Genomic DNA, 24,231 nt, shown 5'->3' on the forward strand with positions numbered 1-24,231 from the left:
AACGTATCGTCATGCGATACATCTTGGAGCCTTCAATATCATTTAAATGATTGAGATGTTCTTCAGGGGGTTCCCCTGATTCAGTCCAGAAGATCATTATGCTTTAAGGTTATACTTTTCCAGCATGTTGTAGAGAGTGGGGCGGGTTACTCCAAGGCTTTTGGCTGTTTCAGAAATGTTGTCGTTAGAGTGGTTGAGGGCTCTTAAAATAGCATTCCGCTCGGCTTCTTCTCGAATTTGCTTAAGGTTCAAGGGTGTTTTTTCGGCCGGATCAAATTCAATTTCAAGATCTTCAGCAGTGATGTGATTGTTATCGGCCATAATAACAGCCCGCTTGATACGGCTTTCCAGCTCTCTGACATTGCCTGGCCAGGAGTATCCCTCAATAGCTTGTATAGCATCATCAGAGAAACGTCTTAGATTCTTGCCATGCTCGCTGCTAAAACGATTTAAAAATGTTCTGGCCAGTAGTAGGGCATCACCTTCGCGATCTTTTAGTTTTGGGATGTTGACGGTAATCTCACTGATTCGATAAAACAAGTCTTCCCGAAAACGACCGTCCTGTATGTGAGTGGATAGATCCTGGTGCGTCGCGCAGATAATACGGACATCTACGGGAATTTCCTTTCTTCCGCCAACTCGCTCAATAACTCGCTCCTGCAGAAATCGCAACAGTTTGGATTGAAGCTCCAGAGGTAAGTCACCAATCTCATCCAGAAACAAGGTGCCACCGTTAGCGTATTCGATTTTACCGGGTGTCTGCTTGGCGGCACCGGTGAATGCTCCTTTTTCATAACCGAACAGCTCACTTTCCAGGAGATTTTCCGGAATGGCAGCGCAATTGATAGCAACCAGCTTTTGTTTTTTGCGGGAGCTCAGGTTGTGAAGCGCTCTGGCAAAAACCTCTTTACCGGTGCCACTGGCTCCCAGAAGCAGCGTGGTGATGTCACTGGGGGCGACTTTCTCAATGGTACGGCAGACTTTGAGTATCTGTGGACTTGAGCCAATAATGCCTTCCAGTGGGCTTTCTTTTTGTAAGGTGTGCAATCGCTGGTTTTCTTGTTCCAGTTCGTAAACGCTGTAGGCACGATTGACCATCAATGTGAGGATTTCGGCATCGACGGGCTTTTGATAGAAATCGTAAGCTCCCAGACCAATGGCCTTTACCGCATGGTCGCGGTCGTGATCCCCTGTGACAACGATGATTCTGGTTGTGGGTGAAAGAGCTTGAATTTCTCGCAGCGTGTTCATGCCTTCAGTCACTCCGCCGGGATCCGGAGGCAGGCCAAGATCCAGTAAGACTACACCTGGTGGTTGGCGCCTTACCATGGCAATGGCTTCTTCACGATTGCTGCTGATGGCGACATTGAAGTCGTCGAAACACCAGCGCAGTTGGCTCTGGAGTCCGGGATCATCTTCGACCACCAGCAGGTGTCGTTCAGTGTCGTTCACAAACTGCTCCTTTGAGTTGTCAATCCTTGTTCGATGCTTTCATTTGACGCGTTTTTCTCGCACGTGTCGGCGTTGCCTGGCGGGTTGTGCTGTTGTGATATTAGCGCATTTCCTGCCTCTTCTGTATCCAATGCTGATTTCTGATCTGCAGCAGAGTAAGAGGGAGAAGGACTGGGCAAGGTGATTTTAAATTGACTGCCAATACCTACTTCACTGTAAGCTCGGATATCCCCGCCAATTGAAAGTATATACTGTCGGCTTTCATAAGCGCCAATGCCCATCCCCATTAGGCCTTTGGTTGAATCAAAAGGCTTGAACAAGCGTTCTCTGATAAAGTCCGCGTCCATTCCATGGCCACTGTCCGAGACGGTAATCACAGTCGCTTGATTGGATTGGACGCATTCCACAGTAATTTCGCCGTTGTCGGGGGTGGCCTCCTGGGCATTTTGGATTAGATGCCCAAGAACATTCTTGAGCTGTTCTCTGTCAGCGAGCACTGTTGCGGGAGTTGATGGTGATACCAATTGAGGAATGGGGTTGCGGATAGCGTGTTCATTGATGACCTCTTCCAGCAGGGACTGCAAAGCAATTAGGCGGTTTGATTCACTGCGTTCCCCCCGTTTCATTTGACCCAAGAGCCGTTTCATTCGATCGACTGAGTTGGCAATCGTACTGAGAACATCATCCACAAATTCGGGTTTATGACGGTGTTTTTCGGCATTGGAAACGATCAGAGATTGCTGGGCAAGGATATTTTTCAGGTCGTGCATGACATAAGTAGAAAGGCGGTTGTATGCCTCAAATTGTCGTGCTTCTATAAGTGCCATTTCTGACCGGTATTGTGCCAGATGAATGGCTGCCTGTTGCCCTGCCATTTTTAGAAGGTCACGGTCTTCCCAGTTTACAGATGTGCTGATGTCAGATTTTTTCAAAAGCACAAATCCCAAAATCTGATTTTGCAATATAAGGGGAACAATCAACCAGACTTTTGGAATGGCGATAAGCCACTCGGGAATAACCAGGCCTTCATAGCGTTGCGGATCCTGAAGATATTCATCGAAATCAATGACCCAGAGGGTTTTCTCCAAGAACTGATTGACCGAGGACACGTCTGTTTGCAGCTGATCGCTTCCTATATCAGGCGGTGGCATATTCCAGTGGCTTAACAGTTCGTACTTTTGGTTTAGATTTTTACTCCATAGCAGAGCGCCTGCACAATTGAGGAGGCCTGCTATCGCCTGACAGCTTCGATCCGGCACTTCGCCGGATGTGTTTGCAAGATGATGAGTGAATTCCAGCCATTGTTGACGGTAATCATATTTATAGCTGTAGAAGTGTTTGTTGAGCAACACTTTCAGGTTCATGCGCAGTTTGTTGGAAAACAGCATGGCGACCAGAAGTAGCCCAGATCCAAACAAAAACAGGATTTGCAATAAGTTGCCCCATGTGCCACCAATATAGCGAACGTAATAGCCCATGGCGGCCATTGCCAGAAGGTATATACCCGCCGCCATCACCGTTGCGGATTGAAAAACCACATGACGGGAAACATGGATTCCTAGGTTCAGGTTGGTGTGGCGTGCTGCAGATACAGCGATGAGAGGTACTGTCAGGGCGTTAATGATGCCTCGGGCTATCCAGAGCTGTGGGTTTACCTCTTTAAACAGCAGTGCCTCGCTGTACATATAAAAGTCATAGACAAACATCGCTCCGATGCCGAGGCATAGGAATTTGATTACCCAGCGTTGTTCCGGAGAACTGCTGCGTATGATTTGTTCGATAACACCGAGCCCCAGAATAGTCAGAAGAATCAGGATGGAAATTTGAAGTGTTCTGCTTTCTCCCTCTTGAGAAAAGCCAGAGTTGACCGATTGTGGCAGCCATTGCAGGACATAGGGTGAGATGACCGCTACATAGGTGACGAAGCCGATGAGTAACACGGTATGGGGTTTGATGATGGGAGTCGACTTTTCTAAATTAACCGAAGTATCACTTGAGTCTGTATCACCTGAAATAAGCCCGGACAGAAAGTAGGCCCAGGCAGCATAGCGAAACCATTCAAATGAATCAGATAGCGGGTCCGGGATGTGTAAGGAAGTTTCTTTCAGAGCGGCCAGCAGTGCCCAGACAGAGGTGGCTGCACAGGCAATAATCAGACGTTTACCATGATGCTTCTTTCTTGATGAGGCTATCAGCAGGAGTGATAGAAAGGTAAACGCTAAAAAAGTCAGTAGATAACTGTAAAATCCGGGAGAGCTAATCATCAGCTTACCGTGTTATCCATTCGGTTATATGTTTGTGCATTGTTTCATCCGTGTCTGCGATGTTGGAGTCAATTTCAATCCGTGATTGTATTAACCATTACTGACTGATCGCAGGAGGATTTCCCGCTTTCTTGTCTTGGTTATATGTCTGTTTGTCTTTTGAACGATAAGTACGCTTTGGTTCTAATGAATTTGAATTTTAATTTCTTCGGGTTATCTCAATCCAACAGGATTTAACAACACTTGCCCACTCGTATGAACAGTATATTATACTCTGACACTTTGTCGCATAAGTCTTCGCTTTTATGTCAGCATGATATGGATTTCGCTTTTGAATCGACTTTAATTTATATACCATTTTCATCTATTAGAAAGTATTGTTAGTGACTCTCAACTATTCTATAGGGAGGTTCTGTCCAGCTGAATGTTACTGTGGCAGATGTTGCTATCATAGACGGATGAAATGTATGTCAGAAATCGATTCCGCTAAAGACCACAAATGGAACGTGTGTAATGTTGTTTTCACAAATTAGCCAGTCTTTACGTTCAGAGCCAGGGAAGTGGTTGATAACAGGCGTTGCTGGGTTCATCGGCTCCAATCTGCTCGAAGCCTTATTAAGGTTGGATCAAACTGTCATTGGTTTGGATAACTTCGCCACTGGGCATCGAGAGAATCTGGATGATGTTCGTGGTTGTGTTTCTGAAGAGCAGTGGAATAATTTTCATTTTCTGGAAGCAGATATTCTTGACTCTGATGCATGCATTCAGGCTGTTGAAGGCGTGGACTATGTGTTGCATCAGGCGGCGCTGGGCAGTGTCCCCCGTTCTATTGATAATCCACGGGCTACCAATGCTGCTAATATCGATGGTTTTCTGAATGTGCTGACCGCCGCCAAGGATGCCGGGGTCAAGCGTTTTGTCTACGCGGCGTCATCTTCGACTTATGGGGATCATCCGGCCTTGCCCAAAGTGGAAGAAACCATAGGAAATCCGCTCTCGCCTTATGCCGTGACAAAGTATGTTAATGAGTTGTACGCCGATGTTTTCGCAAAAGTCTATGGTCTGCAGTCCATTGGGTTGCGCTACTTTAATGTCTTCGGTCCACGACAGGATCCGAAAGGGGCCTATGCCGCGGTAATTCCTCTTTGGATAGGACGGTTGTTGGAGTCAAAATCGTGCTATATCAATGGCACCGGTGAGACATCAAGGGATTTTTGTTTTATTCAGAATACCGTGCAGGCCAATATTCTTGCCGCAACTACCTGTAACCCGGACGCCATTAATCAGGTTTATAATATTGCTTTTGGTGGACGGACTTCGCTGAATGAGCTCTACAGTCATATCAAAGAGCTGCTTGGTAAAGCGTGCCCTGAGATCCTCCTGCAAGATGTGAATTACCGTGAATTCAGGCAGGGTGACGTGATGCATTCTCAGGCCGACATTTCAAAAGCAAAGAATCTGCTGGGTTATGAGCCGACACATGGCCCTCTCGAGGGCTTAAAAGAGACCTGCGACTGGTTTATTCTTCATAAGCGTGACACGTTCAATGTGTCTAGGGTGCCAACACCTCAGGATTAGTGTTTTCTTATAGGTAGAATGCACTATAAAAACAAACAATACTGCAATGGTGTGGTTGTATTTATTTAGGATTGGGAAAATATGGAAACTGTAGCAATTGTGGGGTTGGGCTACGTGGGATTGCCACTCGCCGTCGCGTTTGGCCATGTAGTCAGGACCATTGGTTTTGACCTGAACCAGGCAAAGCTGGATCAATATCGAGCAGGTAATGACCCCAGTGGTGAAGTTGAGTCCGAGCGCCTTGCCCAAGCGACCAAATTAATTTACACCAACGATCCTGTGATGTTGTCTGAGGCGGACGTCATCATCGTCGTTGTTCCCACACCTATTGATGATGCCCGAAAGCCGGATTTAAGCCCGCTCGGTGGAGCGTGCAGTACGGTGGGCCAATATTTGCGTCCAGGAACCACGGTGGTATTTGAATCTACGGTCTATCCAGGATGTACGGAAGAGTTCTGCGTGCCGATTCTTGAACAACAATCCGGTTTGAAGTGGCTGGGCCATCCCGATACGGCCGGTCAGTCAGAAGTGGATGGGTTTTATGTGGGCTACTCTCCGGAGCGGATTAATCCTGGCGACAAAGAACACCGTTTGGAAACCATTACTAAAGTCGTTTCCGGTGATACACCTGAAACGCTGGAGCGGGTGGCAGCTCTCTACGAGAAAGTGGTTCATGCTGGTACTTATCGTGCGAGCAGTGTCAAAGTCGCCGAAGCAGCCAAAGTCATTGAAAACACTCAGCGGGACTTGAATATTGCTTTAATGAATGAGTTGTCGTTGATATTTCATCGTTTGGATATCGATACGATGGATGTACTTGAGGCAGCAGGTACCAAATGGAACTTCTTGCCGTTCCGTCCTGGCCTGGTCGGCGGACACTGTATTGGGGTTGATCCGTATTATCTGACCTACAAGGCTGAAGCTGCCGGGCATCACCCACAAGTCATTTTGGCAGGGCGGCAGATAAACGACAGCATGGGAAAATTCATTGCTGAGCAAACCGTGAAGTGTCTTGTGCGTAACAGTAAGCCGGTCAATGGTGCCAATATCATTGTACTGGGGCTGACTTTTAAAGAAGACTGTCCGGATCTGAGAAACTCCCATGTGATCGACATTATTCGTGAGTTACAGGAATATCGCTGCAATGTTCATGTACACGACGCCCTGGCGTGTCCTGATGAAGCCATGCATGAATATGGTGTAGGTTTGTTGTCTTGGGAGGCTTTGCCCAAAGCAGATGCTGTGATTCTGGCTGTGCCTCACAGAAAATACAAAACCCTCAGGGCGACTGATTTTCAGGCATTTATGACGCCAGACGCTATACTTGTTGATGTTAAATCCTGTGTTGATCGTGAGGAGTTATCCACGGCAGGTATTGATGTTTGGCGCTTGTAGGTTTTTTATTTGAATTCGAAATAGTCTGAGCTGATTTTGTAAGCTTTGCCTGCTGGTTCCAGTGTCAGTTTGTTTTACACTTTGCCCGGTGGCTTAAAAGGTGTTCGCTACCGACGGGAAAAAGACTATGTAAATCAACAGGATAAATTAAAGGAATAAAACTTGCTTGGGTAGCTCTATATTAGGTATGTGGTGCATGGATATACCATCCTGAGCAAGCATTAATAATCAAAACGCATCGAGCAACTCTCGGAGGCGGTTCAGTCTAGTTGAATATCGGTATGCTGAAGCAGTATCCCTTGGAAAACTCGACAGAGCTGGCTGACAAAGGACAGTATTTAAATTGGAGTCCAATTCTATGGGACAGGACTTAAAGGGCAATTCCGACAAGCAGAATCCGGGTGATAACGCCAATCGTTCAGTAGAAGATGATATGTCTTCTCATCAGCCTATGGATGGATTGATTGAGAATGGAAAAAGAGGTGTTTCTCGTCGAGATGTGGCCAAGGCAGGTGTTTCAGCACCTCTCCTGATGTCGCTGTTCAGTCGTCCGGCTTGGGGAGGTGGTATCTGTTCAGTTTCTGCACTTGCTTCAGGCAACGCTTCAGGCCGTCATGATGACGATGATTGTACCGGCTACGGATGCACTCCTGGTTTCTGGAAAAACAATCTGCTTGCCTGGCAGGGAACCGGTTTTTCTCCAGGTACTCAGGTTTTTAGAGATGGTAAGGCGACCAAAGAGTGGACAACTGATGGTGCGACACCGTTTTCTGCTGTGTTTGGTTTTGCTCCTGCCATTGGCGACGATTTTACAACCATGCTGGACGTCATGTTGGAGCATGAACTTGAAGGTTCATTAGGCACCTACGAGAATCATCTGGTTGCTGCCGTATTGAATGCAGCAGCATCCAGTCTTTACGGATCAACGGTGATCCAAATTATTGAGGTGGCTAAGGCAGTCCATTACGGCACTGAATATCAAGGACGCTATATCACGCAGAGTGAATTTATGGCGGTTTTGGTGAATATGAATGAGTCTGGAGAGTGTTTTCTGAATGCTAAAGGAGAATGTGCTCCCGGGTTTGTCGAGCATGAAGGCGTTTGTATTCCATGTTGTAAAAGGGGTGAGCGTTTCGATATGAATTCAATGTCATGTGTATTGCTCGATGATTGGGACGAGACCTGCCGAGGCGTTGAAGATTAATCGAGCGTTGACAGAGGGAAGTGGCTTGGCTTGGACGACTCTTCCGGAGCTGAAGTTAACCACGTGGCCAGGTGAGCAGGAGGCGATAGTGTATCTAAGTTGCTCTGGCGATGTGCATTGGCTTTCCGGGCCTGCCAGGTTTGTGGTCGAAGTACTTGAAGGTAAAACCCTTTCTGTTGTGGAAATCCATCAAGCGATTTCCGGTTCTGTTCGGTGTGATCAGGGGGATGTGTCCGGACACTATATCCCTTACCTGCACAGTCTGGGCTTAATTCATCAAATACCTTTATGAACGAACTCACCACAGTTCCCCAATGATTCTGCAGTTGTCTTTTCTATGAATCCGCAAACACTGTCTTTGAAAGTAGGGCCTTTTTCCATACAGGTTACATCGGGCCTGCCAGAAGTGATTAGCGGCGTTCAACACCTTTACGGCCATTATCCGGTTAATGATAACGCATTTCATGATTTTCATGTCACTGTCGACGGTGCTTCCGGGGTGCGTCGCTGGTGGCGTCCTCAGGCAAATTTTAAACTTGATGGGATTCTGCCTTTTAAACCCTTACCCAGAACACAGGCTCTGCCTATGTTTGAGTGGGGATTGAATTGGTGTATGACCAGCTATTGTCATGAGTATCTGGTGATTCATGCTGCTGTTGTAGAAAAACAAGGCAAGGTGCTGCTGTTGTCTGCCCCGCCGGGCGCGGGAAAAAGCACCTTGTGTGCAGGATTGGTTTGTCGTGGTTGGCGTTTGTTGAGTGATGAGTTGGCTTTTGTCTGTCTTGATGGTAGCGCGAATGTCGTACCTCTGGCGCGTCCAGTTTGCCTGAAAAATCGTGCCATTGAGGTGATTCGTGAATTCTCACCAGAGGCAAAGATTGGTCCAGTGTGTCCCGATACCGCCAAAGGGGATGTTGCTCACATGCTGGCGCCTGAAGACAGTGTCAATAGAAGTCATGAAGAAGCTAAGATCAATTGGGTCATCTTTCCTCGTTTTATCCAAGGTGCTGTAACCAGCTTGACACAGCGTACCAAGGCTCAGTCTTTCCTTAATCTTGCTCGTCAGTCTTTTAACTTTAATGTGCTGGGTGATGAAGGGTTCGAAGCGTTAAATCATGTGATTACCCAGAGTGCCTGTTATGACTTCCAATATTCAGATCTTGACGAGGCTATTGCCTTATTCGATCGGATGGCTGAAGGTAAAGGGTAATTATTTCCCTGCGGGAAACTGCTGAAATGAAGTGTCTTCTATTACAAATCCTGGTCAACCCTGAGTCTGCTTCACGGCTTACTCTGGAGGAATGGGATCTATTGATTCGGCAGGCTCGCAGTATCGATATGTTGGCACGGTTGTACGTCAAGCTAAAAAATACCCAAAATGGTCGGGTGGCATTGCCGAATAAACCTGTAAAACATTTGGCCTGGTCTTACAAGGTGACCCGACGGCATGGCCACGCTATACGTAAGGAGGTTGAGGGACTGGCTGAGTCGCTGGAACCTCTGGGTGTTCCTGTTGTGCTGTTGAAAGGAGCGGCTTACAGTTATGGAGAACTCCCTCCGGCGGAGGGTCGGCTGTTTACTGATATTGATATTCTGCTACCTGAAAAGGTTCTTCCTGAAGCCGAACAACTGCTTGAACGCTATGGCTGGTTGTCTGTACATCTCGATGAATATGACCAGAAGTATTATCGTCGCTGGATGCATGAATTACCGCCCCTGAGACATGGCAAACGTGAAACCGAGCTGGACGTGCATCATGCAATTTTGCCGAAGACGGCCAGGGTGCATCCTTCCAGTGAGTTGCTTTTGGAAGATATTACTCGGTTCTCGGAGGAAACGAATCTCTATCGTTTGAGTGATACAGACATCATCTTGCACAGTGCCACACATTTGTTTTTTGATGGTGAGATGCAGCATGGCCTACGAGATCTTGAAGATATTGCGAGCCTTTTGGAGCGCTTTTGCACTACGGAAACTGATTGGCAGGCATTGCTGTGCAGAGGGAAAGCTCTGGAGTTATCTTACCCTCTATTTTACGCGCTTCACTATTGTCATAAATGGTTCAAGGTTGCAGTGCCCGTTGATATTTTGAAACAGGCAGAGTCTGCTACAAACGCATCTTTCCCTCGAAGAGCTCTTATGCTGTGGATGTTTGATCGCGGTTTGTTGCCGGATCATTCAAGCTGTTATGACAGGTGGACGGGTCTTGCGCGATGGGTACTGTATGTTCGCTCACACTATCTGAAAATGCCAGTGCATTTACTGATCCCGCATTTGATGTATAAATCGATTTGGGCTCCATTCAAGAAGCGGCTGGAAGAGCGAAAGCGGGAAAGAAAACCGACCACCCTGGATAAATTGCTTGAGCAGCAGGTAGATGCTAAATCCCGCTAAAGAAGCTAGTGCCTGGTTGAAGAGGCTGTGACCGGTATTTGGTGACTTGTTTTTTCAAATTTTCAGTCAGTGGGTTGACAGGTTGGTTTGGTGAATCCAAAAACTGAAAAAGGCTCCATCACTGAGCCTTTTTTGCAATGGATTATTGTCGATCGAAGGCTGTCATTTGTTTATTCAGGCGTGCAGGTGAGTAGCAAGTTTCTGTTGTTTTTTGACCCGTCTTCGAAGTAGGTATAATCCGCCCAGAAACAATCCCAGTGAGGCCGGTGCCGGGGCTTCGGAGGTGGGCGGGGAGCCAGGTGGCGTTGTAGGTGTTGAAGATGTCAGAGAGCTGAGTTTAAAGGCGTCCTTTTTACCATCTGTATAGCTATACCAGCTACTACTGAACAGGTTGGCCGATACATCGCTAAGGTAGGAGCCAATAATCCAATAACTGGAATAAATGCCACCGGTTTGTCCTGAGCTGTCGACGGAATAGGTTCCACTATTACCCAGATAGTGTCCGATTGCTGTCCAGCCGTGATCGACAAGCTGGTCAGTGCCATCAGATGAACTGAGCCCCAGGTCGTCATTCGCCCCTTGATAGGCAAGTAAGGTGGAATCTGAGTCAGTATCTATGTAGCCAAAGTTATACCCCGAGATAGAAACCGGTGCGCTAAAGTGAAATACCAGAAATTCCTGGTGTCCATAGTTGTCGATTTCATGATCACCGTCGTCAACAGTTTGGCGATCCAGACCGAGACCGCTGCTGCCGAATTGAACCAGTTCGTTGCTAAAGTTATTAATGCCGCCATAAGCCCCAGTGTCTGCCCATCCTGACACCGTCGCGGTCATGCTGCTGTTGGTACTTTGGAATAATAGGCCGGCGGAGGTGTTAGAATAGCTGCCGGTAAAATCCCAGGTGGGGTCTACCGCTGCTTGAGAATCAAGCGAGGCCAGAGAGAGGCAGAATATCGCCAGGACTCCGGATAGTTTTTTGGTGGTCGAAGTTGAAAACAGGCCGGTACGTTCCATGTTTGTAAGCAACATCCGTGATTCTCCCTGCGGTAATCTAATAACAGTGCACAAAGCTGTGCGTTTATCCCACGCTTGTTGGGCGATATTTCTATGCAAAAGCAAATTACTTGCCAGTGATATAAAGCTTATAGTTTTCAGTGAGTTATGCGGGTAACTGTAATGATGGTTTCGTCAAACTCAACATCTTGTAAAAAAAGCTGACAGCCTATTCCACGATAGGCTTTAGCAAATCCAAATTCACAGAGTCGTTATCGGCTGTGTTTGTTTCAGATTCTTCAAAAGCTCCAGAGCGTCATTCCTGCCCTCAAAGTCGCTCCCGATTGAAATGGCTTGCTCCAGTTCCTGCCTGGCCTCAAGGGTACGCCCGAGGTCAAACAGTGCTCTACCCAGGTGATAACGCAGTTCAGGCTTGCCTGAAAGGCGTACCACGGCTTGTCTGAGATAGCGAAGACCATCTTCGGGTTTGCCCGATTTCACCAGAAGCCAACCGAGTGTGTCATTGATAAAAGGGTTATCGGGAGCGTGTTGATACGCTTTCTGAGCGAAGTCGAGAGCCTGTCTTTCCCCGCGTTGATCCAGCACATAAGCCATATTGTTGAGAAAGCCTGGATTGTCCTGTTCAACCGCAATCAGCCTCTCGAGAGTTTTTTGCGCCTCCTCCCATTGTTTTTCTTTGATGAGGTAGTGACTGTAAGCCGCTCCGACACTGGGGTGAGTATTTTGTTGCCAGTAATGTTTGAGCAGGGCAGCAGCCTTGTCGGCGGTGCGCTGTGCATCAAGAAGGGAGGCCTGGTTGAGAACCAGGCGGGAATCAAAACCCTGATTCAATCCTGCTTGATAAAATTTCAGTGCTTGTAGCGGTTGCTTAAGTTGTATCAGGCTTTCGCCGGCCAAGAGATAGCCATTCAGGTTGGCAGGGTACTTGTTGATAAAAGCGATGGCCCGCTCATGGGCGCCCTGATATTCCTTCAGTGCCAGCTGTACCCGAATGTAGTCGAGTTGTGACATCATGTGTTCAGGGTTGCCTTCGAGTGCTTTGTAGAGTGCGTGTCTGGCGGCCTCCCAGGATTGCAACTGTATTAGGCGTTGAGAGATTTGATACAGAGTATCGGTGTTAAACCCGGCGTTTTTGGTCATGGTTTTGTAAAGCGAAACCGCTTTGCGGGGTTTACCGATCTGTTGGTACACCTGACCCAGCAGCATGCTTGCGTCGAATCGATTGCCTGTTGGACCGTCATAATAGCTTACAGTGTCCAGGGCCAGTGCTTCAGCAGCGTCATGGTTGTGCTTCTGAAGATAAACCTCAATCAGCAGGCGTCGCGCATCCATACTGTCCTTATTCAGCCGGTACGCGTTTTCAGTCAGTCGCAACGCTTCTTCCGTCTTGGCGTTACCACTGTCTGAATGACTTTCCTCAAGGTTAATACGGGCCAGCGCCAGCATAACCTGTAGATTATCTGGATGCTGTGTAAGAGCCAGTTCAAGACGCTGCCTGGACGCTCGAGCATCGCCCAAAGCATATTCAGTTTTCGCCAGATTAATCTGTGTGGGGATGCTGTCAGGAGCGGACATCAAGATGGCCCTGAAAGTTGCTTGAGCCGCCGCTAAGTCCCCCGTTGCCTGCTGTGCGACCCCCAGAAGGTTCAGTGTGCTGATGCTCTTTGGAGTGTGTTTAGCCAGTTGTTGAGCGTAGTGGAGCGCCAGCGGGTATTGCTTGTCTTTCAACAGAGCCAGAACCAGAGAAAAGCCCGCTTGCTGGTTGGTCGGATCCCGCTGATACACGGCTTTGAGCTGTTCGATACCGGCATCGAAATGACGTGTCTGCAACATGCTCAGAGCCAAATGAGTGTCGACATGGGTATCTCTTGAGTTGGTGTCAATATTGTTTTTTTGAAGTTCTTTTAAAAAGGCGGTCGCTTGATCGTGGTGGCCCGCCTGAGAGTAAGCTGAGGCAAGTAGTTCGAGGGTTTGTTTATCTTCTGGGTGGGTGTTGTAAGCAACTTTCAGGTACCGAATAGCTGAAAGCGGATCATTGAGTCTGATTAATGTATCGCCCATCAGACGATTGGCACCTGGATCCTTGGTGTGCTTTCTCAGGTACTGGCTGAGGTATTCCTTGCTGGCTTCAAATTCAGATAATCCATAATGAGCCAGAGCTGCAATCATGCTGAGCTGTTGGTCGGCTCGAACCTTCTCAGATGGCAATTGACTGATAATCTCAGTGCAGTTTTTGAGTTGAAGGGTGGATTGCTCTGCGTAATCGTTGTCCGGCTGTTGCAAGCGAGAGTAAACCAGTCCGCGGAAGTAGGCGGCCTTGGGCTCGTAGGGGTAGTGTTGATTGAAGTACTCAAGATCGGGGAGGGTGTCTTCGGTACGCTGCATATCCAGCAGCAGGCCAATGCGGGCCATGCGGGCTTCGAGGTTTTCCGGGTCAGCCTGCAAGGCTTGTGCATAGTTCTTCAGAGCCTCCTGTAGCCTTCCTTCAGCATGCATCGCAGAAGCGTATAGATTCCAGGCTTCACTGCTTTGGGGATACCTTTCCACTAGCTGTTGTCCGAGCTGAATGGCATTCAGGAATTGCTGCCGGCTGATGTCCAGACGTATTTGCGCCAGGTTGGGTCTCAGGGCACCGGGTATCAGTGTTTCTGCCTGCTGAATTGTCAGTTCGGCCTTTGCTTCCTGATCCAGTCTTAGCTGAGCCTCGGCGATATACCCCAGCATGTCGACGGTCTGTTGTGGTTTGAGCCCACGAATAGACAGTTCATCCAGAATGCTTTGGTATTTTTTTTGTTCTCGGTAAATTTCTGCCAGTTTCAGATCCGTATAACGTCGATCAGCGCCCAGGACTCTTGCTTTTATCAGGGCATCTTCTGCGGCTTCGGGATTGTTAAGGGCGATCCAGACCTCAGCGGAAAGTACCAAAGAAGGGACATGCTCTGGATTGATCTGCAAAGCATTTTTCAGTTGAATCAGTGAGCTTTGATAATCCTGTTCGTGATACAGGCGAGATGCATCTTCATGGAACTCCTGCAAACGACTTTGAGAATAGGCTGTGAGAGGTGCAGCAACTACTACTAAAAGACTGACGGTAATCAGCAGGCATTTTTGTGCAGATATTCGCATAGTATTTACTATCAATGGTGATGACTTCCCTGTATCCAGTGACGCCCCTGTTTATGAGCGTACCTTGATTTCCTTAATCTGTGTAAGACACATTCATAGTCTAGATGCTGTGCAAAACTGCCTGATCCTTATCGGGGAAATCGAATTTTGGAATCAGTTCTTCCTGTGCCAGACTGTCGAGTACTACTTTCAGGTCTTTCATGTCGATATGGCGCTTTTCCTCAACCATGCCATGGAGCATCAGGCGACTGCACACCAGATTGATCAATCGTGGAATACCCTGGCTGACTTTCTGAATGGGTTCAAAAACTCTCGGGTCAAAGGTGGGGTTATCATTCCAGCCTACCTGCTCCAGACGATACATGATGTAATTTTCCGTATCTTCAGGGTTCAGAGGCTCCAGATGACAGGTTGCTACAATACGTTGATGCAGTTGTTCGAGTTGTGGAGAGCGTATGGTTTCCCTAAGCTCACTTTGTCCGACAAGGAAGATTTGAAGTAGGGGCTGGTTGTTTTGCTGTAAATTGGTTAACAGGCGAAGCTCTTCTAAGGCTCCTTCGGGAAGGTCCTGGGCCTCGTCAATGATGAGCAGTGAGCGCTTTCCTTCTTGATGCAGCTTGAGAAACAGCTGTTTTAATCCATGCAGGAGCAGAGATTTGTATTCTGTGGTGCCGTCGAGGTCGAAGTTCAAGGCAATAAGGCGAATGAGATCATCTGCCTGAACCTGAGTACAGTTGAGGCTGGTGAATTTAACCTGTCCTCCATCGAATTCCGAGGTCAGATCACTGATTAATGTGGATTTGCCTGTGCCTGGCTGGCCGGTAACGACAACAAACCCTTCCCGGCGGTACAGGGCGTACTGCATATAGGCTTTGGCGTTCTTATAGCTCGGGTGGTGAAAACAGAGACGTGAGTCAGGTGTCAGCCTAAAGGGTTCTTCTTTCAGTCCATAAAATGTTTCGTACATGAGAAATCCAATTCTGTTTACTTCTGGAGAGTCAAAGTTTTCTCTCCGGGGAAGCAATTAATGTGAAGCCCATAAAAGTATTTCTTGTTTGATCAGAATGCATAAAACCATCATGCCGATACCGGCGTTGAATACGGTCATGTTTTCATAGCCAAATAAATAGTAGCTTCCTGCTGCCCGTGCCACGCCGGAAACTCCGCAGAATACTATACCGCATATACCTGATAAGTTTGCCAGAGTAATGAATAATTTCTTAACCATGGACGCTTTTCCCTGTGAGGTTATGAGTCATTCTTTCAAACCTTTGTATGAAGTCAAACCGATGGTTTTCATAGGTCTGACTAAAATAAAGTCGCGAACTTCTGGTTGTGAGAGATTATGAATCCTGAGAATCCTTAGGCAGTCTTTAAACCCTTATATAGAGCGAAATGATTTAAAGAGATTCATTCTTTATAACAAGCCATCAAAGATTTGATTATTTTGCGTTCGCTATCGTTAGGTTAGACATTCAAGTTCGTCCAAACAAGCAAAAATCATTTTCATCGATGAGAGAATATGATTAGGTAGCATCAAAAAATGGTCTGATTTATTTGACCAGCAAAATGGTTATACCTTTTTATTTTTTTAATTTCTTTAAGATGTAAAAACTTGGGGCAGTCCAATTTAATCATTTTTCGTATTAAAACTGAGTGATTATAAGAATAGAATAGTGTCCGGGATTGGCGCGGTAATCCAATTCTGTCTATTGTTATTCTTGGTTGTTGTTACTTGGTGCCGTGAAAAAGTATTAGACATATTTGTTTGGTATCGGCATTTAATTCATGTGTTTAATGAAGTATTGATGAAATACGCGTCTATACTTTAATCTCCAAGACAATTCGATGACAGCTCAAGGAGGCAGTCTGTGTCCGAATATTTTAAGAGTAACTTGTATCTACCTTTCCGGGTTGTTGCCTGTTTTTCCATAATTTTTGCTCTGGCAGCCTGTAGCTCCCAGGAGTATCCGCAGGTGGTGGATGAAACGTCCGATTATGACTATGTGATTGGTGCGGGTGATTCCCTGGAGATTTTTGTCTGGGGTAATCAGGAGTTATCAACAACGGTTACCGTCAGGCCGGATGGAAAAATCACTACCCGCCTGGTAGAAGATATTCCAGCCAGTGGACGCACTTCTACCCAGTTGGCTCGAGAGATAGAGGAGGCCTATGGGAAATACGTCAAAAGCCCGGTGGTTAGTGTGATTGTGAATGGCTTTGTCGGGATCCCAACTCAACAAGTACGTGTGGTCGGTGAAGCTTCAAAACCGCTCAATGTTCCCTATAACAAGAACATGACACTTCTTGACCTAATGATCAGTGTTGGTGGTTTGAGTGATTTTGCTGACGGAAACAAGACGGTTCTGGTCAGAAGTTTTGGTGGCAAACAATCCATTTATAACCTGAGAGTTGAAGATTTGATCCGCGATGGTGATATCTCTGCCAATACACCTCTGATGCCCGGGGATATCATTATTATTCCGGAAGCCTGGTTCTAAGTCGTGCGCGCAGGGGATTGAGGGATGCAACAGATATTTGCGCAGGTTTATGGATACCTGATCGGAATTTGGCGATTTAAATGGTACGGGCTGGCATTGGCCTGGGTGCTGGCAATCGGCGGCTGGGTATGGGTTTGGTCGCTACCGGTTTCTTATATGGCAACCGCAAGACTGGATGTCGATAGCAGCAGCTTGCTACGTCCACTGCTGAGGGGGTTGGCCATTCAGCCAGATGTCAATCAGCGGGTTGCTCTGATGAGTCGGACGCTTCTAAGCCGGCCCAATCTGGAAAAACTGATGCGGATGGCGGATCTGGATCTTAACGTGAAAACAGAGCTTCAAGAAGAGCAGCTTCTGGCAGATTTGAAAGATAACATTTCTCTCCAGGGCGACAGGCAAAATACGTCTTTGTACTCTGTTTCCTTCAAACACGAGGATCGAGAAACCGCCAAGCGTATTGTCCAGTCTTTAATTACAATTTTCATCGAAACGACACTTGGAGAGAAAAGAAAAGACAGCTCAGGTGCGCAGGCGTTTTTGGATCAGCAAATTGCCGATTACGAAGTGAGACTGTCTGAAGCTGAAGCCAGGTTGGCGGATTTTAAAAAGCGCAATGTTGGTATGCTGCCTGGTGAGGCGGGTTCTTATTACCAGCGTCTGGAAATGGCCAAAGCCCAATTAAATTCGGCAAAGCTCGAGCTTCGGGAAATGGAGAACCGTCAGAAAGAGTTGACTAATCAGATTGAAGGCGAAGAGCCTGTCTTCTTTTCTTCTTCGATCAACGACAGTGGGCGTTACTCACCGATAGATCAGCGTATTCAGGCACTACAGGAAAAACTCGATTATCTATCTCTGAGTTATACAGATCTTCATCCGGAGATGATTCAGATCAAAACAAAAATCTCTGCTTTAGAGGCCGAGAAACGTCGTGAGTTTGATCGTGCGATGGAGCTCCAGCCTTCTTCACTCAGTGGTCTCGGGTCCAGTCCGGTGTATCAAAGCATGAGGACCATGCTGGCTGAAACTGAGGCCAAGGTGGCTGAATTGAGCGTGCGTGTCAGTGAGTATCAGACCCGGGTCGATGAGTTGGAGGGTACCGTAAACAATATTCCCGAAATCGAGGTGGAACTACAGCAGCTGGATCGTGATTATCAGGTCATCTCTCAGCAACACAAGGCCTTGTTAAAACGACGTGAATCGGCGTTGTTATCTGAAAATGTGGAAAAAAATGCAGACGATATCCGTTTCCGGGTAATTGACCCGCCCTATGTTCCTCTCAAGCCTACAGAGCCCAATAAATTATTGTTGAATGCCGGGGTATTAATCTTGAGCTTGGGGGCCGGGATTGGCCTTGCTCTGTTATTGACATTATTGAAGCCAGTATTCGTTGATAAGTTAACCTTGAGTGAAAAACTAGGTTTGCCGGTGCTAGGGTCTGTATCCATGATTTTGGCTCCTCATCAGGCGCGTCAGGAGCTTAAAGCGACCCTGGTGTTTACCTCTGTGGCAGTCTGTTTACTGGTGACTTTCGCGGGAGTCACAGTCGGACAAGGTCTAATATTTTAGTGAATGCAAGCATACTCAACGGATGGAGTCAGGTTAATTCTTATGAGCATTATTGAAAAGGCAATCAGTAAACTGGAAAGTGAGAAAGGACGTGATGCCCTTTTGAATGCTCCACCACCTGGTTCTGGTTCGCAGTCTGAGAAGAAAGCAGAGAGCTTCAGCCCTGAGGATAGAGTTTCTGGTGAGCCTGGTATTAACTCTACGGAACCCAGCGCAAGTCAGCCTGAACGTCCAGAGAAAACAGTCAAAACAGTAGAAGAAGACCCAAGCCTTCATAAATCGGATCTGGCTGAAAGCACTCACAGGGTCATTCATCATCTGCCGGTCGACGAAATGCTGGCAAAGGGAATGATTGTTCCACTGCGTCCTAGAAGTCAGATAGCGGATGAGTATCGAACCATCAAGCGTCCCCTGTTGCAAAACATTGATAAAAAGGGCGCAACGATTGTTGATAATGCCAATTTGATTATGGTCACCAGTGCGTTACCAGGGGAGGGGAAGACTTTTTCGGCGATTAATCTGGCTATGAGCATTGCCAGTGAGCAGGATAAAACGGTTTTGCTGGTGGATGCTGATGTTACCAAAGCCTCTGCAGCAACCACCTTAGGGATACCTGATGACAGTCCGGGCCTGATCGACTTGCTTGAAGATGGAAGCATGAAATTCAGTGATGTTTTGATCCACACTGATATACCCAAGTTGAGAGTACTGCCTGCTGGTAGTCTCCATGAACATGCTACCGAGTTACTCGCCAGCGATAACATGAAGAGGCTGATGGGTGAATTATCTGTCCGCTATCAGGATCGGGTCATTATTTTTGATTCGCCGCCATTATTGATTACTACAGAGGCTAGTGTCCTTGCGAGCCTTGTGGGGCAGGTTGTCTTCGTTGTTGCCGCAGAACAATCGGCACAAAGCGCTGTAGAAGAGGCAATAGAGCATATCGCTGATGACAAGGTTATTGGGCTTGTTTTGAATAAAACGAGAAAAAATCCGCTATCGAAACACGGATATGGTTACGGCTATGGATACGGTTATGGTGAGGGAGCTAGACGATCACGACATTATCACGCATCTAAAGACGAGTATTAAAGGCGATTGTATGTCAGCATTTCGTCGATATTCCATCGCTGCCGCTTGTGTCTGCAGTGTTTCCCAGGGAGCTTTGGCGGGAGACTGGAAGAGCGGTTATGGAGTGAATGTCCGGGAGGTGTTCACTGATAATGTGTGTTTGTCCGAGGACAATAAAAAGAGTGAGTTTATTACCACGGTTACGCCAAATTTTTCTATCAAGGGATCAAGCGGAAGAGCTAAATTAAACGTCTATGGTGCTATGGAGGTGAATAACCTCACGGACAGTAACAAGTGTTCTTCGAACGGAGGAAATGATGACAACCTGAATCCCAGACTCAGTGGGAACGGTACGGTCGAGCTCGTGTCTAATCTGTTATACATAGATGGAACCGCAAACATACAACAAAACAGTATAAATCCATTTGAGTCATCCGGTGATAGTAACCTGAATCGAAATGACAACCGCAATACCACTTACGATTACTCGGTAAGTCCTTATCTGATACATCGCTTCAGTGATGTCGCAAAGCTTAATATTCGATACACCTACGATGATCAGGAAAACTCGGAAAGTGTCGTGGGAAATAGTGATCAGCAATCTGTGTTCGCTTCACTGACCAGTTTGCCAGGATGGTCAAAATTAAGCTGGGGTCTTCAGGGAAATTATCAAAAGGTTTCTTACGATGAGGATTCCTCAACACCTGATCAGCAAGATGAGCTGTCATCGGTATCGTTTAATCTCGGCTACCAGATAAACCGTAAATGGAAAATTTTCGGTTCTGTTGGTGATGAGTTTAATGATTTTGAAACGGTCAATGATGAAACTGAAGGTAATATCTGGAGTGCAGGATTTGAGTGGACGCCAAATCCCAGGACCCGGGTTTTAATGAGCGCCGGTGAGAAATTTTTTGACAATACACCTAAAGTATCCATCTCTCATCGGCTAAAGCACAGTCAATTTTCTCTGGAATATGAAAAGACTTTAACCTTTACCCGAAACTTACGTACTGAGCCTGAATTTTTCCCTATTGTTGATCAAAATGGCGATCCTATCCTGGATCAAAATGGTGAGTTGATCTTGATTGGTTTAAACCAGACAACCTTAACTCGTAGTCCTGTTGTTGATGAACGCTTAAAACTGGGATATCGCTGGTCTCGGGGGAGAACTGCGATTACTGTCGACGGTACCAGTTCAGAGCAAACTCGAGAAGAAGACGGTTACAGCTCAACATTCACTACTGTGGGCGTTGGTGTGCGTAGGGACCTGACTCCGCATATGAATGCGAATGCACGGATCTCATATACCGATACATCCGTTGCCAGTGGTTCAGAAGTATTAGGCTCGGACTCCAATGTGATGCGTGTCTATTTAGGTTTGACAAAAAAGATCAGTGAGAAAACTTCTTTGAGTGTGACATACGCATTTAGTGATCGTGATGCGGATTCACAAAATAGCGAATACACAGAAAACAGAATTACCGTTGGTATTGGCATGAGGTGGTAATGTTCCAAAGCTTAAGGAAAAGTAAAACGCTGCAAGTACAGGGTATGCGGTAATAAAGGACTAATTACATGAATGTAAATGAGAATCCATCGGTGTTATGCGTCGTCGGTGCACGACCGAACTTTATGAAGATAGCGCCCATTATGCGTGCGTTGAATCGTAAGGAGTGCCCGTTATCGGCAACTTTAATTCATACCGGGCAACACTATGATACTGCAATGAAGCGTTCATTCTTCGAACAGCTTCACATTCCGGAGCCGGATATGGATTTGGAGGTAGGGTCTGGGTCTCATGCGGTACAAACCGCCGAAGTAATGAAACGGTTTGAGCCTGTAGTAGATGAAGTTAAGCCTTCCGTCGTACTGGTTGTGGGAGATGTTAACTCTACTATTGCCTGTGCATTGGTGGCCGTTAAAAAGCATATTCCAGTCGTGCACGTCGAAGCAGGGCTGCGTAGCTTTGATCGTTCCATGCCTGAAGAAATTAATCGTATTCTCACTGACCAGATATCAGATCTTTTGTTCACCACTGAACGCAGTGCTGAAGAAAACTTGATAAATGAAGGCATTGATTCGTCACAGATTCATTTTGTTGGCAATGTCATGATCGATACGTTGTTGTACAACGCTGAGTATGCGATTCCCAGTCAAGAAATTCTTGATGAGACCCATTTGAAACTTGAGTCTGGCTATGGGTTGGTTACCTTGCATCGGCCTTCCAATGTGGATGATCCTGAAGTTCTGACGTCTATTATCGACTCACTATTGGAGGCCAGTGAAACTCTGGAGTTGGTGTTTCCTGTTCATCCACGTACTCGAAACCAGCTTGTGCAACATGGTTTGCTGAAAAAACTGGAAACTTCCAGAATTGCCCTGCTTGAACCCCAGGGTTATTTACAGATGTTGGGTCTTATGAAAGATGCCAAAGTGGTTATGACTGACTCCGGCGGCATTCAGGAAGAGACAACGGCTCTGGGAGTACCTTGTATCACTCTGAGAGAGAGTACCGAGCGTCCGATCACTATAACTCAGGGCACGAATATATTGGTAGGGGCAGACCCTGTAAAAATACGCTCGGCCTTTAATTCAGTGATGCACAACGGTGGCAAACAAGGAAAGGTGCCGGAGTTCTGGGATGGACAAGCGGCTGAACGGATTGTGGAGATCATACAGGCATGGATAGTGCAGGGGTAGCTCGTGACGGAGCGAAAAGTGTCCCCCGGGTTATGACTTCGTCATCAATGACGAATGCAATGACAGTGGATGTTGAAGATTATTTTCAGGTGTCCGCATTTGAAGATACGATCTCCCGTCAACAATGGGATGATGTTCCGTGCCGGGTCGAAAATAATGTTGATCGTATTCTGGATTTGTTTTCCCGCTATGATGTAAAAGGCACTTTTTTTACGTTGGGCTGGATTGCAGAACGTTACCCGGCTTTGATTCATAAAATCGTCGAGCAAGGCCATGAGCTGGCAAGTCATGGTTGGGATCATACCCGTGTTTTTCATCAAGATCGTGCTCAGTTCAGAGAAGATGTCCGTAAGACCAAGCATCTTTTAGAGGATATATCTGGGGCTTGCGTGAAGGGATATCGGGCGGCAAGTTATTCGATCAATCAGACCAATTTATGGGCGTTGGATGAATTGGCTGATGCCGGGTATCAGTACAGCTCCAGCATTGTACCTGTCAAGCATGACCTGTATGGCATGCCTGGCGCTTCTCGTTTTCCTTTCCGGACCGCAGAAAAGGGGTTTCTTGAAATTCCCATTTCAACGATCCCCATCGCTGGCCACAATGTCAATTGTGGTGGTGGTGGCTGGTTTCGGTTGTTTCCCTATGCGTTCAGTCGTTGGGCAATTAGCTCCATTAATGAAAAAGAATCAAAAGCGTGTATTTTTTATTTTCATCCCTGGGAAATTGACCATGATCAACCAAGGGTAAACGGCATTACTAAAAAGACACGTTTTCGACATTATTTAAATTTACGGAAAACATACGATCGACTGGAACGTTTACTGAATGATTTCCAATGGTCTCGGATGGATAGCATATTCTTAAATTCTGATGTGAATGAGCGGTCGACTCGGGAGGTAGTTCCGTGTCTTTGAGTTTGCACTACTTGCCTGAAACAGACGTTGCGTCAACTCCGGGAGGCAAGACCCTCTCTGAACAGTGGGACTCTTTTGTAGAGCTGTCAAATGAAGCTACTTTTTTTCACAGATCTGGCTGGAAACGGGTTCTGGAAAAAGCCTTTGGCCACAAGACCTACTTTCTGTATGTCACGGACAACGATGACATTGTGGGTATCCTGCCTCTCGGCCATGTTAAAAGCTTTCTTTTTGGACAATCCCTGATCTCGCTGCCTTTTTGTGTGTATGGTGGAATTGTCGCAAGAGATGAGTTGGTGAAAAATTTACTGACGGAAGCTGCCTGCGGACTGGCCAAAGAATTATCGGTAGATACCCTTGAGTTGAGAAATCAAGCACCATCAAATGCAGGCTGGCCAACCAAGTCCTTGTACGCCACCTTTCGAAAGGAAATTGAATCAGATCACGAAAAAATTCTGAAATCAATCCCCAACAAGCAGAGAGCAGTCGTTAGAAAGGGGATCCAAAAAGGGCTGGTTGGTGATGAAGGGTGGCATGGAAACCGTATCTATAACGTTTATGCCGAAAGTGTAAGAAACCTGGGTACTCCGGTCTTTCCGGCAAAGTACTTCCGGGTGCTGCGTGAAGTGTTTGGCGATGACTGTCGTTCATTGATGATCACGCATGAGGGACGGGATGTGGCCGGAGTGCTGAGTTTTTACTTTAAAGATCAGGTCTTGCCTTATTACGCGGGCAGCACCGCGGCGGCCAGGGATCTTTATGCGCACGGTTACATGTACTGGGAGTTGATGAAAAATGCCTGTGATCAGGGGATCAGAATATTCGATTATGGACGCAGCAAAGTGGGTACCGGCCCTTATAACTTCAAGAAAAACTGGGGATTTGAGCCAGAACCTTTGTATTACGAGAACTTCCTTGTTAAAGCGTCATCTATTCCTGAGGTGAACCCGTCCAACCCCAAGTACCAGATGTTTATCAACGCCTGGAAAAAAATGCCCTTGCCGGTTGCCAATATGTTTGGCCCATTGTTATCCCGGAGCTTGGGTTGA

19 protein-coding genes are annotated in these 24,231 nt (G+C 46.8%); 13 read left to right on the plus strand and 6 right to left on the minus strand.

Annotated elements, in window-relative coordinates; genetic code table 11:
- Window positions 1-96 precede the first annotated feature (96 nt).
- Together prsR and prsK are read right to left on the minus strand one after the other, a co-directional pair.
- Window positions 97-1,452: a PEP-CTERM-box response regulator transcription factor gene (prsR, locus tag KOI40_RS13615; RefSeq protein WP_369413189.1), complete on the minus strand. Its 1,356-nt coding sequence runs from the start codon at window positions 1,450-1,452 to the stop codon at window positions 97-99.
- Window positions 1,449-3,716, minus strand: coding sequence for an XrtA/PEP-CTERM system histidine kinase PrsK (gene prsK / locus KOI40_RS13620; protein ID WP_216098079.1), 2,268 nt, complete (start codon window positions 3,714-3,716; stop codon window positions 1,449-1,451). Before prsK ends, prsR begins: the two co-directional genes overlap by 4 nt.
- Before the next feature lie 513 nt (window positions 3,717-4,229).
- On the opposite strand from prsK, the gene KOI40_RS13625 reads away from it, so the two are divergent.
- From KOI40_RS13625 to KOI40_RS13650, 6 genes are all read left to right on the plus strand, one after another.
- Window positions 4,230-5,294: an SDR family oxidoreductase gene (locus KOI40_RS13625; protein ID WP_216098080.1), complete on the plus strand. Its 1,065-nt coding sequence runs from the start codon at window positions 4,230-4,232 to the stop codon at window positions 5,292-5,294.
- A gap of 81 nt (window positions 5,295-5,375) precedes the next feature.
- Complete coding sequence (locus KOI40_RS13630) at window positions 5,376-6,689, plus strand: nucleotide sugar dehydrogenase (RefSeq protein ID WP_216098081.1); 1,314 nt, start codon at window positions 5,376-5,378, stop codon at window positions 6,687-6,689.
- Window positions 6,690-7,047: 358 nt separating this feature from the next.
- Window positions 7,048-7,893 carry a hypothetical protein gene (locus tag KOI40_RS13635; RefSeq protein ID WP_216098082.1) on the plus strand — a complete coding sequence of 282 codons (846 nt, stop codon included), beginning with the start codon at window positions 7,048-7,050 and terminating at the stop codon, window positions 7,891-7,893.
- Between the two features lie 88 nt (window positions 7,894-7,981).
- On the plus strand, window positions 7,982-8,185 hold the full coding sequence (locus tag KOI40_RS13640; protein WP_216098083.1) for a hypothetical protein: 204 nt from the start codon (window positions 7,982-7,984) through the stop codon (window positions 8,183-8,185).
- A 45-nt stretch (window positions 8,186-8,230) separates the two neighbouring features.
- Complete coding sequence (locus KOI40_RS13645; RefSeq protein ID WP_216098084.1) at window positions 8,231-9,103, plus strand: HprK-related kinase A; 873 nt, start codon at window positions 8,231-8,233, stop codon at window positions 9,101-9,103.
- A gap of 26 nt (window positions 9,104-9,129) precedes the next feature.
- Window positions 9,130-10,287, plus strand: a complete 1,158-nt coding sequence (locus KOI40_RS13650) for a nucleotidyltransferase domain-containing protein (RefSeq protein WP_216098085.1) — start codon at window positions 9,130-9,132, stop codon at window positions 10,285-10,287.
- A 174-nt stretch (window positions 10,288-10,461) separates the two neighbouring features.
- Here the strand turns inward: KOI40_RS13650 and xdp1 are convergent, their stop codons facing one another.
- The 4 genes from xdp1 to KOI40_RS13670 form a co-directional block, all read right to left on the minus strand.
- Window positions 10,462-11,316 carry an exosortase-dependent surface protein XDP1 gene (gene xdp1, locus KOI40_RS13655; RefSeq protein ID WP_216098086.1) on the minus strand — a complete coding sequence of 285 codons (855 nt, stop codon included), beginning with the start codon at window positions 11,314-11,316 and terminating at the stop codon, window positions 10,462-10,464.
- Window positions 11,317-11,541: 225 nt separating this feature from the next.
- Window positions 11,542-14,427 (minus strand): XrtA/PEP-CTERM system TPR-repeat protein PrsT, encoded by a 2,886-nt coding sequence (gene prsT, locus KOI40_RS13660; protein ID WP_216098087.1) that lies wholly within the window; start codon window positions 14,425-14,427, stop codon window positions 11,542-11,544.
- Between the two features lie 100 nt (window positions 14,428-14,527).
- Window positions 14,528-15,394 (minus strand): ExeA family protein, encoded by an 867-nt coding sequence (locus KOI40_RS13665; protein ID WP_216098088.1) that lies wholly within the window; start codon window positions 15,392-15,394, stop codon window positions 14,528-14,530.
- A gap of 57 nt (window positions 15,395-15,451) precedes the next feature.
- Window positions 15,452-15,655, minus strand: a complete 204-nt coding sequence (locus tag KOI40_RS13670; RefSeq protein WP_216098089.1) for a hypothetical protein — start codon at window positions 15,653-15,655, stop codon at window positions 15,452-15,454.
- Window positions 15,656-16,298: 643 nt separating this feature from the next.
- Here KOI40_RS13670 and KOI40_RS13675 point away from each other — a divergent pair.
- The 7 genes from KOI40_RS13675 to KOI40_RS13705 all read left to right on the plus strand — a co-directional run bounded on the left by KOI40_RS13675 (window position 16,299) and on the right by KOI40_RS13705 (window position 24,231).
- A complete protein-coding gene (locus KOI40_RS13675) occupies window positions 16,299-16,928 on the plus strand; it encodes an XrtA/PEP-CTERM system exopolysaccharide export protein (protein ID WP_216098090.1) in 630 nt (209 codons plus the stop codon).
- 24 nt (window positions 16,929-16,952) lie between these two features.
- The gene (locus tag KOI40_RS13680) at window positions 16,953-18,494 is read left to right on the plus strand and encodes an XrtA system polysaccharide chain length determinant (protein ID WP_216098091.1); all 1,542 of its coding nucleotides are present in this window, start codon (window positions 16,953-16,955) and stop codon (window positions 18,492-18,494) included.
- A gap of 42 nt (window positions 18,495-18,536) precedes the next feature.
- The gene (locus KOI40_RS13685) at window positions 18,537-19,586 is read left to right on the plus strand and encodes an XrtA-associated tyrosine autokinase (RefSeq protein WP_216098092.1); all 1,050 of its coding nucleotides are present in this window, start codon (window positions 18,537-18,539) and stop codon (window positions 19,584-19,586) included.
- Window positions 19,587-19,596: 10 nt separating this feature from the next.
- The gene (locus KOI40_RS13690) at window positions 19,597-21,072 is read left to right on the plus strand and encodes a TIGR03016 family PEP-CTERM system-associated outer membrane protein (protein ID WP_216098093.1); all 1,476 of its coding nucleotides are present in this window, start codon (window positions 19,597-19,599) and stop codon (window positions 21,070-21,072) included.
- A 68-nt stretch (window positions 21,073-21,140) separates the two neighbouring features.
- Window positions 21,141-22,265 carry a non-hydrolyzing UDP-N-acetylglucosamine 2-epimerase gene (gene wecB / locus KOI40_RS13695; RefSeq protein WP_216098094.1) on the plus strand — a complete coding sequence of 375 codons (1,125 nt, stop codon included), beginning with the start codon at window positions 21,141-21,143 and terminating at the stop codon, window positions 22,263-22,265.
- Entirely contained in the window at window positions 22,247-23,182 is a 936-nt protein-coding gene (locus KOI40_RS13700; protein WP_233710267.1) for an XrtA system polysaccharide deacetylase, read from the plus strand. The genes wecB and KOI40_RS13700 overlap by 19 nt, the downstream gene beginning before the upstream one ends.
- A complete protein-coding gene (locus KOI40_RS13705; protein WP_216098095.1) occupies window positions 23,173-24,231 on the plus strand; it encodes a FemAB family XrtA/PEP-CTERM system-associated protein in 1,059 nt (352 codons plus the stop codon). Before KOI40_RS13700 ends, KOI40_RS13705 begins: the two co-directional genes overlap by 10 nt.

Origin of the sequence: Pseudomaricurvus albidus (assembly GCF_018863235.1) — a bacterium.
Taxonomy (GTDB): Bacteria; Pseudomonadota; Gammaproteobacteria; order Pseudomonadales; family Cellvibrionaceae; genus Pseudomaricurvus; species Pseudomaricurvus albidus.